Below are 12,953 nucleotides of genomic sequence, written 5' to 3'. Positions count from 1 at the left end.
ACCAGGGAGGGGCGGATATCGGATGACCGGCACCGACGACTTCATCGAGCTGAGCGAGCGCCGCAGCGCGCACAACTACCACCCCCTGCCCGTCGTGATCCGCGAGGCACAGGGCGCCTGGGTCGTCGACGTGGAGGGCAGGCGGTTCCTCGACTGCCTGTCCGGCTACTCCTCCCTGAACTTCGGGCACGGCAACCCGAAGATCATCGCAGCGGCGCAGGAGCAGCTGTCGCGGCTCACCCTGACCAGCCGCGCCTTTTTCCACGACCAGTTCGCCGCCTTCGCCGCCGGGCTGGGCGACCTCACCGGCAAGGACATGGTCCTGCCGATGAACACCGGCGCCGAGGCCGTGGAGACCGCGATCAAGGTGGCCCGCAAGTGGGGCTACGAGGTCAAGGGCGTGGCCGCCGAGCAGGCCAACATCATCGTGATGGAGGACAACTTCCACGGCCGGACCACCACGATCGTCGGCTTCTCCACCGATCCCGACGCCCGGGGCGGCTTCGGCCCGTACACCCCCGGTTTCAGGATCGTGAAGTACGGCTCCGTCGAGGCGATCCGCGAGGCCGTCGACGCCAACACGGTCGCGGTGCTGCTGGAGCCCATCCAGGGCGAGGCCGGGGTGCTGGTGCCGCCGGACGACTACCTCACCCAGGTCCGCGAGCTGTGCACCGCGGAGAACATCCTGATGATCGCCGACGAGATCCAGTCGGGTCTCGGCCGCACCGGCGAGACCTTCGCCTGCGACCACGAGGGCGTCGTCCCCGACGTCTACGTGCTGGGCAAGGCCCTGGGCGGCGGCGTCGTCCCGGTCTCGGCGATCACCGCGAACGAGGACGTGCTCGGCGTGATCAGGCCGGGGCAGCACGGCTCGACCTTCGGCGGCAACCCGCTCGCCTGCGCGGTCGCGAACGCGGTCATCGAGCTGCTCGGCACCGGCGAGTACCAGGCGCGGGCCAGGGAACTCGGCGAGGTCATGCACGAGAGGCTGCGCGGGCTGGTCGGCCACGGTGTGATCGCCGTGCGCGGGCGCGGCCTGTGGGCGGGGATCGACATCGACCCGTCGCTGGCGAGCGGGCGGGAGGTCTCCAAGGCGCTCATGGCCCACGGCGTCCTGGCCAAGGACACCCACGGCTCGACCATCCGCCTCGCCCCGCCGATCGTCGTCTCCGAGGAGGACCTCCTGTGGGCGGTCGGCCAGCTCGGCGCGGTCCTGGAGGAACTCGCGAGGTGACCCCTCCGATGCGGGAGTCGGTACGGTGCGGCGCGGTTCTGGAGGAACTCGCGAGGTGACTTCTCCGGTGCGGGAGCCGACTCGGTGCGGCCCCGCGGGAAATCCCTCCGGCGCGGCCCGCGCCCCGGTGGGGGCGCGCCGCGTCGGAACCGCCGCTCCCCCGGGCGGCGCCCGGGTCCTCTAGCGGACGGCGGAGTCCTCGCCCAGCTCCACGACGGTGATCTCCGAGACCTCGGTGCCCGCGGCGGTGTCCCAGCGGACCGACGTGGGGTGCGTGTCCAGGGAGAGGATCGCCACCGCGTTGGAGAACCACGGCCCGTTGGTGATCCGCCACTTGAAGGGCGGCTTGGGGATCTTCGCCGCGCGGGAGAGCGAGCGGCCGATCAGGCTCGCGATGCCGAACTGGGCGACGATGTTGGCCAGGCGCAGGGTGCGGCTCAGCGGGTTGCGGATCGGGGAGCAGACCAGCTGGTAGATGGGCAGCCCGCGCGCCTTGGCCACGTAGGAGTAGTGCACGTCGCCGGAGAGCATGATCACCGGCTTTCCCAGCCCGGCCAGCAGCTTGGACAGGTCCTCGAACGAGCGGCGGAAGGCCGCCCAGTGCTCCAGGTCGACGGCCTGCCGCAGGACCTCCGCCCAGCGGGCCACGGTCTTGCCCCAGGCGCCCTGGGCGAGGGCCTCGTTCCAGTTCTGGATGTGGTGGATGCCCGCGGGGAGCAGGAACGGCACCGAGGAGCCGATCACGAAGCGCTTCGCGCCCCCCTTGTGGAGCTGCTCGGTGAGCCACTCCCACTCCACCGGGTCGATCATGCGCCGGTCGGCGGGGTCGAGCTGGCGGGAGCAGCGGGAGTCGAGCATGATCAGGCGGGTGTCGCCGAGGTCGCGGGCGTAGCTCCACCGGCTGTCGGCGGGAACGTCGTAGGCGTGCTCGGCGAAGACGTCGAGGACCTCGGCGCCGTCCCCCTCGGCCGCGCACACCTTGCTCAGCACCTCGTCCGAGGCGCGCTCGGCCGGCGACATGTTGCCCAGGTGCTGGTAGACCCAGTAGGCGCCGATCCCGGAGACCACCCGGTGCCGCCACCACGGGACGTCCTCCATCGCCGTACGCCAGGAGATGGAGGTGTTGAAGTCGTCGCGCAGGTCGTGGTCATCGAAGATCATCGCGGTGGGCACCGTGGAGAGGAGCCAGCGGATCTCCGGGTCGGTCCACGCCAGGCGGTACAGCTCGGCGTACTCCTCGAAGTCGGCGATCTCCTTCTTCGGGTCGGTGTCCCTGCGGCCCGCGATGAACTCCAGCATCTCGGCGGAGGGCTCGTCGGCGTAGACCTGGTCGCCGAGCAGCAGCAGCAGGTCGGGCCAGCGCTCGTCGGGCGCGTCCGGCAGGGTGCCGCCGTACGCGCGCAGCACGTCCACCCCGTGGGAGATCGTGTACACGAGGTCGTGCGGCACGCTGGTCCGGCAGGAGCCGAACATCACCCGGTTCGGGCCGTCCGGGCCGAGCAGGCGGATGCGGCTCGGCGGCCGGTCGGGCAGGGGCCACACGGTCTCACCGTCCAGGCGCACCTCGTAGGTCCCGCCGCTTTCCACGTCCACGAGCGCGTAGTGGTGACCGTGGACGGTAAACGTCCTGGCCTCCGAGCGCACCTCGCCGACCTCGACCGTCACCTCGCACGGCTCGCTCGTCTCCACCCACACCGACGCGCTCGTCTCGTCCACGTAACGCAGCATCGGTCCGACCACAAGTTCCGGCACTTTCATCCCCTCAGCCACTGCACAACGCCAAGACCCCTGACCGGATCCTGGCAAATCTGCGTGTTACTCCCAGATTGCCCAGGGGGGCTGGCAGATAACAACGCACCTCCTGGTCGCGGGCTCGCGACCGGGTCAGGGAATCAGTCATGAGAACGAAACACAGTCCGTCCCTGCGGGCAAAAAACCGCACCTAGTCTGATCGTGACCATGTGCCCCGAGCGGAGCAAAGGCGCTCCACTCACCGTACGGAGGTTTCCCTTGAGAACGCTCACGGTGCCGTCGACGACGCCGGCCGCCACCGCTTCCGTCAGTCCGGGCCGGCAGGCCCTCGACGCCGCGCTCTTCCAGCTCGACCAGGCGGCGGATCGGCTGGACCTGGACGACAGCCTGCGCACCATGCTCGCCACTCCCCGCCGCTCGCTCGCCGTCTCGGTTCCGGTCCGCCGCGAGGACGGCCGGATGGACGTCGTGCAGGGTTTCCGGGTGCAGCACAACACTACCCGCGGCCCGGCGAGGGGCGGCATCCGCTTCCACCCTCGCACCGACGTCCACGAGGTCACCGCCCTGGCCATGGGCATGACGTGGAAGTGCGCGCTGGCCGGGGTCCCCTACGGGGGCGCCAAGGGCGGCGTCTCCCTGGACCCCGCCTCGCTGAGCGCCCGCGAGCTGGAACGGGTCACCCGGCGCTACGTCAACGAGGTCCTGCCGATCATCGGCCCCGAGAGGGACGTCCCGGCCCCCGACGTCGGCACCGACGAGCGGACCATAACCTGGATCATGGACACCTACTCGGTGAACGCGGGCTATCCGGTGCCCGGCGTGACGACCGGCGGTCCCGTGACCCCCGGCGGCGCGCCCGACCGGGCCGGGGCCACCTCCCGCGGCGTGCGGATCGCCGCGCTCAGGGCCCTGGGCGGTTCCCCCGAGGGCCGCACCGTCGCGATCCAGGGGTTCGGCAAGGTCGGCGCCCCCGCCGCGCGCTACCTCGCCGACGCGGGCTGCCTGGTGGTCGCGGTCTCCGACCGCACCGGGGCCGTGATCGACCGCTCCGGCCTGGACGTCGACGACCTGCGGGCGTGGTCGGAGGAGACCGGCGGCGTACGCGGCTACCGCCGGGCGGACACGCTGTCGTGGGAGGAGCTGCTGGAGCTCGACGTGGACGTGCTCGTCCCCGCCGCCATGGAGGGGGCGATCACCGAGGAGAACGCCGTCCGCGTCAGGGCCGGTCTGATCGTGGAGGGCGCCAGCTCCCCCACCACGCCCGGGGCGGACCGCGTCCTCGCCGACGCGGGCGTCACCGTGGTCCCCGACATCCTGGCCAACGCGGGGGGCGTGATCGTCTCCTACCTGGAGTGGCTGCAGGACATGCAGGCGCGCCGCTGGAGCGCGCGCGAGGTCGACGCGAGGCTCCGCGGCATCATGGAGGACGCGTTCGACACCACCGCGACGGTCTCGGCCGAGTGCGGGATCACCCTGCGCCAGGCGGCCCATGTGATCGGCGTCGGCCGGGTCGCCGAGGCCCACCGGGCGCGCGGGCTGCACCCCTGAGGCCGTACGGGGAGGTGCGATGGATCCCGAAGCCGCCAACCGGAGCGTGTCATGAGCCAGAAGACCATGGGAGGACACGCCATCGATCCCGAAGCCGCGCACCGGAGCGCGTACATGAGCCCAGAAGCCGTGAGGGAATGTGCGGTGGATCCCGAAACCGCGGACCGGAGCGCGTCATGAGCTCGACGGCCGTTGGCCGGGGCGTGTCACGAGCGGCTCATGCCGCCCGGGGCACGCTCACGCTCCGGGGTCGCCGGAGACTCGTCCAGGGCGGCGACCAGCCCTTCCAGGTCCCGCATGAGCCGCTCGGTGCGCTCGGTGCCGTAGACCGCCTCGATCAGCCGGTGGTGCTCGGCCACCCCGCCCTCGACCCGGTCGAGCAGCTCGGAGCCTCGGTCGGCGAGGAAGACGGCGACCTTGCGGCGGTCGCCCGGATCGTGGCCCCGATAGACGAGAGAACGGTCGATGAGCCGGTCGATGGCCTTGGTCAGCGTCGGATGCGGCATCAGCACGGCCTCGGCCAGGTCACCCATCGAGTGCCCCCGGCCGTCGGCGAGGGCGCGCAGGATGCGCCACTGCTCGACGGAGACCTCCTCGGCGGTCACCGCGGCGGCGAGTGCCCGGTTGACGCTGCGCTCAGCCCTGCTGAGGAGGTAGGCGAGCGAGGATCCCAGCCCGGTCGTCACCACATGGAGCTCCCGTCTGCGTCACGATCCGTGTCCCGTCCAGGTAACGGGACTGCCGTACCCTTCCATCCCGGAGGATACTCGTCCCTGTGGCAGAAGCCATCACACCCGTCATAGAACCCCTGGAGGCCCAGCTTCTCCGGGGTGACGCGCTGCGCGTCGGGCTGGTCGTGCCGGTCTCCGGTGTGCTCGGCCTGGTGGGTCCGTGCGCGATCAACTGCGCGATGCTCGCCGCCGACGAGGTGAACCTCGCGGGCGGGATGCTCGGCAGGCCGGTGGAGCTGGTCCTGGTCGACGGCGGCCGTCCGGCGGCCCAGGTGGCCGCCGAGGTGGCGGGGCTCGCGCGCTGGGGCGCGATCGACGCCGTGGTCGGCACCCACGGCAGCGACGTCAGGATCGAGGTGGTGCGGGCGCTGGCCGGGCGGGTGCCGTTCGTCTACGCGCCGCCGTACGAGGGGGGCGGCCACGCGCCCGGTGTTTACTTCCTGGGCGAGACCCCCGCCCGCCAGCTGCGGCCCGGCCTCGACTGGCTGATCGACCGGCGCCGGGCGCGCAGGTGGTTCCTGCTCGGCAACGACTACGTCTGGCCGCGCCTGGTCCACGGGGCGGCCCGCCGCCACCTCGCCGCGCGGGACGTCGGGGTCGTCGGCGAGCTCCTGGTGCCGTACGGCATGGGCGACATCCCCTCGATCATGGAGAGACTGGTCGCCGGCAGGCCCGACGCGGTGCTGCTCAGCCTGATCGGCAGCGACCTGGTCGCCTTCAACCGGGCCTTCGCGGCGGCCGGGCTGTCGTGGCCCCGGCTCTGCGGCGCGCTGGAGGAGCACGGCCTGCTCGGCATCGGCGGCGACGCCACCGGCGAGCTGTACGGGGCGATGGGTTACTTCGCGAGCCTGGTCACCGACGACAGCCTGAGCCTCGGCGAGCGCTACACCCGCCGGTTCGGCTCGACCGCGCCGCTGCTCAACGGGCACGGGCAGGGCTGTTACGAGGCGGTGCTGATGCTCGCCGCGCTGAGCTCGCGCGCCGGGACGCTCGCCGTGCCCGAGGTGGACGCGATCGCCGACGGCACCTCCATCGTCACCGCCCGGGGACGGCTCACGCTGCGTGGGCACGGGGTGCGGCGCCAGGCGCACATCGGCCGGGCCGACGGGCTGGACTTCGACATCGTCCGCTAGGCACGTGGCGGGTCAGGATCGAGCAAAAACTTTCGACTGAAAACTTTTCCTCTGCAAAGAAAAGTTCTAGGGTACGGCTGCACCCACTTCAAGGAGCCGTACATGACAACCGAGCCCTCACTGGAACAATTCGGCTACCGCCAAGAACTCCGCAGGTCACTGAGCTTCACCGACCTGCTCGTCTACGGCCTGATCTTCATGGTCCCGATCGCGCCGTTCGGCATCTTCGGCGGCGTCTTCCAGGCCTCGGGTGGCATGGTCGCCCTCGCGTACGCCATCGGCATGGTCGCGATGGCCTTCACCGCGCTCTCGTACGCGCAGATGGCCCGCGCGTTCCCGATGGCGGGATCGGTCTACACCTACGCGGGCCGCGGCATCGCCGCGCCCGTCGGCTTCCTGGCCGGGTGGGTGATCCTGCTCGACTACGTGCTGGTGCCCGCCCTGCTCTACCTCATCGCGAGCGCGGCGATGGCCTCCTTCGTGCCCGCCATCCCCGTCTGGGGCTGGCTGATCGTGTTCGTGGTGCTCAACACGGTCGTGAACTACACGGGCATCCAGATGACCGCGCGCATCACGAAGATCATGCTGATCGGCGAGCTCATCGTGCTGGCGATCTTCATGGTCGTCGGCGTGGTCGCCCTGGCGCAGGGCAAGGCCCAGGCGGGCGCGCTCAGCCCGCTGTTCGACTCCTCGACCTTCTCCTGGTCGCTCGTCTTCGGCGCGGTCTCGATCGCGGTCCTGTCCTTCCTCGGCTTCGACGGCATCTCGATGATGGCCGAGGAGAGCCGCGAGGACACGCGGCGGCTCGGCAGGTCCATGGTCGCGGCGCTGGGCCTGGCCGGGGTGCTGTTCATCGCGCAGACCTGGGTCGCCGCGCTGCTCGCCCCCAACCGGGCCGACCTGCTGACCACGGGCGACCCCGCGGGCACCGCCTTCTACGACATGGCCGAGTTCGCCGGGGGCCACTGGCTCAGCGTGCTGACCGCGGTCGCCACCGCCATCGCCTGGGGCTTCGCCAACTCCCTGGTCGCCCAGGCCGCCACCTCCCGTCTGCTGTTCGCGATGGCCCGCGACCGCCAGCTCCCCTCCTTCCTGGCCAGGATCGACCCCAGGCACAGGGTGCCCGTCAACGCCACCCTCGTCGTGGCCGCGATCTCCCTGGTCGTCGGCCTCTACCTGACCACCCGCGACGACGGCATCACGCTGATCAGCGGGCTGGTCAACTTCGGCGCGATGACGGCCTTCCTCGCGCTGCACGTGTCGGTGGTCGTCCACTACGTCGTGCGCCAGGGCAGCCGCGACCTGTGGCGGCACCTGGTCGCCCCGGTGCTCGGCTTCGCGATCCTGCTCTACGTCGTGATCAACGCCAGCATCGCGGCCCAGACGCTCGGCGTCGTCTGGTTCGTCGTCGGCCTGGTGGTGCTCGGCGTCTCCTACGCCACGGGCCGGCGCCCCACCCTGGCCGGGCTCGTCGACACCCCGGACACCCCCGGCACCCCCGCCGCGCCCGGCACGTCCGCGACGTCCGGCACCGCGGGCAAGCCCTGAAAGCCCACGACCCCCATCCCGCCGACCCGACAGCATGCGAGGGCAGAACCCTGTTCGAGATCTTCCAGGAGGTCGGGGAGGGGCTCGGCTCCTTCCGTACCCCCTCCCCCACTATGAAGCGCGCCACCGCGGGAGGCGCGCGATGAACGTCTTCTCCTACCGGCCCGCGCCCGAGGACCTCAGCTACACCTTCGGCGGGCGGCCCGCGGTGGCCAGAATCGCCCCCGGCTCGATCGTCGAGACGTACACCGAGGACTGCTTCGGCGGCCGGGTGACCTCGGTCGACGACCTGCCCTCGCGCGTCTGCGAGTTCCCCTATCTGAACCCGGTCACCGGGCCCTTCCACGTCGAGGGGGCCGAACCCGGAGACACGCTCGCGCTGCACTTCGTCTCCATCGAACCCGCCAGGGACTGGGCCGTGTCGGCCACGTTCCCGCACTTCGGCGCGCTGACCGGCACCCACACCACCGCCATGCTCACCCCTCCCCTGGAGGAGCTGGTATGGCGCTACGACATCGACACGGCCTCGGGCGTGGTCCGCTACCACGCCCGCAGGAGCGACTTCACGGTCGAGTTGCCGCTCGACCCCATGCACGGCACGGTCGGCGTCGCCCCCGCCGCGTCCGAGGCCCGCATGACGATCACCCCGGACGCCCACGGCGGCAACATGGACACTCCCGAGCTGCGCGCCGGGGTGACCGTCTACCTCGGCGTCAACGTCGAGGGCGGGCTCTTCGCGATCGGCGACGGGCACGCCAGGCAGGGGCACGGCGAGGTGTGCGGCACCGCCGTCGAGGCGGCGATGAACACCGTCGTCGCCGTGGAGCTGATCAAGGGGGTGGGCACCCCGTGGCCCCGCCTGGAGGACGACGACCACCTGATGTCCACCGGCTCGGCCCGCCCGCTGGAGGACGCGTACCGGATCAGCCAGCACGACCTGGTCACCTGGAGCTCCGAGCTCACCGGCCTGGACCCCCTGGACGCCTACCAGCTGGTCAGCCAGATCGGCGAGGCACCGGTCGGCAACGTCTGCGACACCAACTACACGATGGTCGCCAAGCTTCCCAAGTCCGCCCTCGGCCGTCCGGAGGTCTACGAGTCGGCCCACGCTCGCCTGCGCGCCCTCGGCCTGCGGTATCTGGCCGAACGCTGACCGGGGCCGCCCCCGCCGGGAACCCGGCGAGCCGGTCGCCCGCGTCGCGCCACCGGGGGCGCGCGACGCGGGCGGTCAGCTCGCGGCGGCGATGTTTTCGGCGATGTCCTTGACGATGTCCTCGCAGAGCGCGTGGGTGGCCAGGGCGTCGTCGGCGCCGAGCACGGTGCCGGAGCGGACCGCGTCGAGAAACTCCAGGCAGACCTGTTCGATGCCCCGCTGCCGGGAGACCGGGGTCCAGTCGCCTCGCCTGGTGAGGATCTCGGCGTCGGCGTGGTCGGTCACGTCGGCGAGGTTGACCACGCGGCGCTTGGAGCCGCCTCCCATCACCTCCACGGTCTCCTCGGCCGCCCCGCTCATCCTGTTCATGATGCCGAAGGCGGTGAAGCCGTCCCCGGACAGCTCCAGCGTCACGTGCTCCAGCAGGCCGTCCCTGACCCGGGCGCGGACGCCGGTGTGCTCGACCTCGCCCGGCACCAGGAACCTGAGGGTGTCCACGACGTGGATGAAGTCGTCGTAGACGACGGTCCGCGGGTCGGCGGGGTGGCGCGCCCGGTGCTTCTGCATCACCACCAGATCGCGGGGAAGCTCACGCAGGGCCGCGTAGGACGGCGCCCTGCGCCGGTTGAAACCGACGAGCAGCGACCGCTCGCTCTCGCGCGCCAGCCGTACCAGGCGCTCGGACTCGGCGAGGGTGTACGCGATCGGCTTGTCCAGGTAGACGTGGACGCCCGCCCGCAGCAGCGGCTCGACGACCTCCGCGTGCGCGCCGGTCGCGACGTGCACGAAGGCCGCCTCGATCCCCGCCCCGAGCACCTCGTCCACCGAGGAGAAGCGGCGCTCGACCCGGTGGGCGTCACCGAGGCGGTCGAGCGTGGCGCGGTCGCGGGTGCACAGGTGGAGGTCGAGGCCGGGGGTCGCGCCGAGGACCGGCAGGTACGCCTTCTCCGCGATGTCCCCGAGGCCGATGACTGCGATCTTCATGCTCAGAGCGTACGGCGTGCCCCCCCGGCCCCATCCCGGCGCGTGCGCTGCGGCCGCGCTCCCCGTCCCGCGTACGGCGTGGGACGTCTCCTCCTATGCCGCCGCGGCCAGGCGGTCGTGCCACCACGCGAGTGTCGCGGCCAGCGCCTCGTCCATCGGGGTCGGCGCGATGCCCAAGGCGGCCTGGGAGGTGCTGGAGTCGAGGATGAAGGGACGGACGAACTGGTAACGCAGCTCCTCCAGTTCGCCGAGCATCGGCGAGAAGAGCGCGGCGGCACGCAGCATCCAGTGGGGCATGGGCTTGACCCCCGGGTCGGGGACTTCGGCGAGCGCGCACAGGCGCTCGGCGATCTCGCGCGCCGTCATCGGCTCGTTCGTCGGGACGTGCCACGCGCGGCCCCAGGCGCGGTCGCCCTCTCCGGCCGCGATCAGGGTCCGCGCGACGTCGGGCACGTAGGTCCAGCTGTGCGGCTGGGCGGGGTCGCCGGCGAAGCGGACGGTCTTGCCCGCCAGGAGAGCGGGGACGAACCTCTCCCCGAGATGCGACTGGTCGAGGCAGCCGGGGCCGAAGTAGTCGGATCCGCGCACCTCGGTCACCCTGACCCGGCCCGCCTCGTGCGCGGCCAGTGCCTCCCGCCACACCTTGACCCGGATCGCGCCCTTGGCGCTGGGCGGGTCCAGCGGGTCGTCCTCCCTCATCGGCCGGTCGGGCGCCGCGTAGACGTAGAGGTTGCCGAGGATGACGTACCCCGCGCCGGTGTCCTCGGCGGCTCCCAGCAGTGACGCGGCGAGCGGCGGCCAGTCGCGCGCCCACTCGTGGTAGCGCGGGTTGACGCAGTTGTAGAGGACCTCGGCCCCCTTGGTCAGGGTGGTCAGCCTCCCGCGGTCGCCCGCGTCGGCGGCGACCCTGCGGACGCCCGGCAGGTCGGGGCCCGAGCCCGAACGGCTGACGAGGACGACCTCGTGTCCCTGCCCGGCCAGCAGCCGGGCGACCTCGGAGCCGACCTGACCGGCTCCCGCGATGACGTGCTTGGCCATGATCCTTCTTCCTTCGGTGGTTGCCGACGTACCGGCTCATCCGTTCTCTTATGAGAGCAATGCTCTCTTTGGAGAGCACCGCTCGTCAAGAGCAGTGCTCTCGTTTGTTTTCAGTGCTCTGATATGGTCGCGGTATGAGTTCGAGCCTCACCGCACGCGAGAGGGTCAGAGCCGAGCTGACCCGCGAGATCGCCGACGTCGCCCGAGGGCAGCTGGCCGTCCACGGCGCGAGCGGCCTGTCCCTGCGCGCGGTCGCCCGCGAGATGGGCATGGCCTCCTCGGCGATCTACCGCTACTTCCCGTCCAGGGACGACCTGCTCACGGCCCTGATCATCGACGGTTACGACGCCGTCGGCGAGGCCGTGGAGAACGCCGAGGCCGCCGTCCCGCGCGAGGACCACGCGGGCAGGTGGATGGCGGTCTGTCACGCCGTACGGGACTGGGCGCTGGCCCATCCCCACGAGTACGCCCTGCTGTACGGCTCGCCCGTCCCCGGCTACCGGGCACCGCAGGACACCGTCCCCGCCGCCGTCCGCGACACCGTCGTCTACAGCCGGATCGTCTCCGACGCCCACCACGCCGGAGCCCTGAACCCGCCCGGCCCCCACCCGCCTGTCCCGCCGTCCTTCCGCGACGACGCGACGCGCGTGCGCGAGCTGATGCCCGACGTCCCCGACGACGTGATCGTCCGCAGCCTGATCGCCTGGACCGGCCTGTTCGGCTGGATCAGCTTCGAGCTGTTCGGCCAGTTCGACAACGTGATCCTCGACCGCGCGCCGATCTTCGACCACGCCATGCGCCACCAGGCTCGCGCCCTCGGCCTGCCCGCCTGATACGTCACGACGTGGCCGCGATGGGTAACGCGTGACGTTAGCGCGGGTCGCTCCGCGCCTGCCGGGAGCGACCGTACGCGCGAGGCCGTGGTGGCCATGCGCCGCGGCCTGACGCCGTTTCGCGCCGGGGGGCGCGCCGCGCCCAGGACCTGGACGAGCGCGCGATCGACGTCCTCGACGTGGGTCAGGCGTTCCGGTCGCCGCAGCCGGCTGTCTCGACACTTCACTGTCCCAGCGTGGTGCGGCTCCTCCTTGCGGGGAGGAGCCGCGTCACGACGTCACCGGCCTGTTCGGGGGCAGCCCGGCCCCCGGACGCCAAGGTCTTCCACAGCCAGACGTGTCCGGCGGCGACCCCTGGCGCTCCACGACTCCGCGACCGGCCGGGAACCCCTACCGGGAGAACTTCTTGCGGGCGGTTCCCCGGATGACCTGGCTCGGCCGTTGCTGCTCGCCGTGCAGGGAGGTGAGAACGACGATCGCCCCGGTGACGGCCGGGACGACCCACTGCATGAGGCGCAACCGCTGCTGCGTCCTGGCGACGTCGTCCGGAGTCTCCTTGTCGGGCTTCACGGCACCCTCCACGGGCACGTCGCCCGCGTCCGCGAGCCTGGCGCCGAGCACGCCGGTGTAGGCGGTCGCGGCCAACGCCGCGGCGGTCAGCGCGGCCTTCGCCGCGGTGCTCGCCCCCACCCCCTGCTGGTGCGCCACCCGTTTCCTGTTGGCCGTCAACAGGCCGGCCGAGCCGATGAGGAAGGCGCCGATGCTCGCGGCGCTGACCGGCGCCCACCGGCCCCATCCGGCGTTCGCCACCCGCAGGCGCTCGCTCCTGTCGCTGACCACGGCGGTGGCGCCGTTGAGGCCGATCGCGCCCATCAACGAGCCCCCGAACCAGGTGGCCAGCCCGACATCGTGCATCGCGCGCACGACCGTATTACGTTCCATGCTCTCCCCCTCATCACCGGTGCTGGATTCACGATCTCTTATGGTGGATATCGCACC

The 12,953-nt window shown here is 71.6% G+C and carries 11 protein-coding genes; 6 read left to right on the top strand and 5 right to left on the bottom strand.

The features are described 5' to 3' along the window. Positions 1–22 precede the first annotated feature (22 nt). Positions 23–1,234 carry an ornithine--oxo-acid transaminase gene (gene rocD / locus ABD817_RS26120; protein ID WP_344920781.1) on the top strand — a complete coding sequence of 404 codons (1,212 nt, stop codon included), beginning with the start codon at positions 23–25 and terminating at the stop codon, positions 1,232–1,234. Positions 1,235–1,414: 180 nt separating this feature from the next. On the opposite strand, the gene ABD817_RS26115 is transcribed toward rocD, so the two are convergent. Next, on the bottom strand, positions 1,415–2,986 hold the full coding sequence (locus ABD817_RS26115) for an alkaline phosphatase D family protein (RefSeq protein WP_344920779.1): 1,572 nt from the start codon (positions 2,984–2,986) through the stop codon (positions 1,415–1,417). Between the two features lie 258 nt (positions 2,987–3,244). On the opposite strand from ABD817_RS26115, the gene ABD817_RS26110 reads away from it, so the two are divergent. After that, entirely contained in the window at positions 3,245–4,534 is a 1,290-nt protein-coding gene (locus ABD817_RS26110; RefSeq protein WP_344920777.1) for a Glu/Leu/Phe/Val family dehydrogenase, read from the top strand. 206 nt (positions 4,535–4,740) lie between these two features. Here ABD817_RS26110 and ABD817_RS26105 read toward each other — a convergent pair whose 3' ends face one another. Next, on the bottom strand, positions 4,741–5,220 hold the full coding sequence (locus ABD817_RS26105; protein WP_344920776.1) for a MarR family winged helix-turn-helix transcriptional regulator: 480 nt from the start codon (positions 5,218–5,220) through the stop codon (positions 4,741–4,743). An 89-nt stretch (positions 5,221–5,309) separates the two neighbouring features. On the opposite strand from ABD817_RS26105, the gene ABD817_RS26100 reads away from it, so the two are divergent. From ABD817_RS26100 to ABD817_RS26090, 3 genes are all read left to right on the top strand, one after another. Beyond that, a complete protein-coding gene (locus ABD817_RS26100) occupies positions 5,310–6,398 on the top strand; it encodes a substrate-binding domain-containing protein (protein WP_344920775.1) in 1,089 nt (362 codons plus the stop codon). Between the two features lie 102 nt (positions 6,399–6,500). Then, entirely contained in the window at positions 6,501–7,946 is a 1,446-nt protein-coding gene (locus tag ABD817_RS26095; protein WP_344920774.1) for an APC family permease, read from the top strand. Between the two features lie 142 nt (positions 7,947–8,088). Further along, positions 8,089–9,099, top strand: a complete 1,011-nt coding sequence (locus tag ABD817_RS26090; protein ID WP_344920773.1) for an acetamidase/formamidase family protein — start codon at positions 8,089–8,091, stop codon at positions 9,097–9,099. 75 nt (positions 9,100–9,174) lie between these two features. On the opposite strand, the gene ABD817_RS26085 is transcribed toward ABD817_RS26090, so the two are convergent. Both ABD817_RS26085 and ABD817_RS26080 read right to left on the bottom strand, forming a co-directional pair. Further along, the gene (locus ABD817_RS26085; protein WP_344920772.1) at positions 9,175–10,083 is read right to left on the bottom strand and encodes a Gfo/Idh/MocA family protein; all 909 of its coding nucleotides are present in this window, start codon (positions 10,081–10,083) and stop codon (positions 9,175–9,177) included. A 93-nt stretch (positions 10,084–10,176) separates the two neighbouring features. After that, the gene (locus ABD817_RS26080) at positions 10,177–11,121 is read right to left on the bottom strand and encodes an NAD-dependent epimerase/dehydratase family protein (RefSeq protein ID WP_344920771.1); all 945 of its coding nucleotides are present in this window, start codon (positions 11,119–11,121) and stop codon (positions 10,177–10,179) included. Positions 11,122–11,255: 134 nt separating this feature from the next. Here ABD817_RS26080 and ABD817_RS26075 point away from each other — a divergent pair, with 134 nt between their 5' ends. Beyond that, positions 11,256–11,954, top strand: coding sequence for a TetR/AcrR family transcriptional regulator (locus tag ABD817_RS26075; protein ID WP_344920770.1), 699 nt, complete (start codon positions 11,256–11,258; stop codon positions 11,952–11,954). Between the two features lie 390 nt (positions 11,955–12,344). Here the strand turns inward: ABD817_RS26075 and ABD817_RS26070 are convergent, their stop codons facing one another. Beyond that, on the bottom strand, positions 12,345–12,896 hold the full coding sequence (locus ABD817_RS26070) for a hypothetical protein (protein ID WP_344920769.1): 552 nt from the start codon (positions 12,894–12,896) through the stop codon (positions 12,345–12,347). Between the last annotated feature and the right edge of the window lie 57 nt (positions 12,897–12,953).

This window comes from Streptosporangium oxazolinicum, from assembly GCF_039537505.1.
Taxonomy (GTDB): Bacteria; Actinomycetota; Actinomycetes; order Streptosporangiales; family Streptosporangiaceae; genus Streptosporangium; species Streptosporangium oxazolinicum.
Note: the sequence above shows the minus strand (reverse complement) of the source record. Positions and strands in the feature narration are given on the sequence as shown.

Coding starts and splice junctions, on each gene's coding strand:
- ABD817_RS26085 (WP_344920772.1), bottom strand. CDS start 10,083: ATGAAGATCGCAGTCATCGGCCTCGGGGACATCGCGGAGAAGGCGTAC.
- rocD (WP_344920781.1), top strand. CDS start 23: ATGACCGGCACCGACGACTTCATCGAGCTGAGCGAGCGCCGCAGCGCG.
- ABD817_RS26080 (WP_344920771.1), bottom strand. CDS start 11,121: ATGGCCAAGCACGTCATCGCGGGAGCCGGTCAGGTCGGCTCCGAGGTC.
- ABD817_RS26075 (WP_344920770.1), top strand. CDS start 11,256: ATGAGTTCGAGCCTCACCGCACGCGAGAGGGTCAGAGCCGAGCTGACC.
- ABD817_RS26070 (WP_344920769.1), bottom strand. CDS start 12,896: ATGGAACGTAATACGGTCGTGCGCGCGATGCACGATGTCGGGCTGGCC.
- ABD817_RS26090 (WP_344920773.1), top strand. CDS start 8,089: ATGAACGTCTTCTCCTACCGGCCCGCGCCCGAGGACCTCAGCTACACC.
- ABD817_RS26095 (WP_344920774.1), top strand. CDS start 6,501: ATGACAACCGAGCCCTCACTGGAACAATTCGGCTACCGCCAAGAACTC.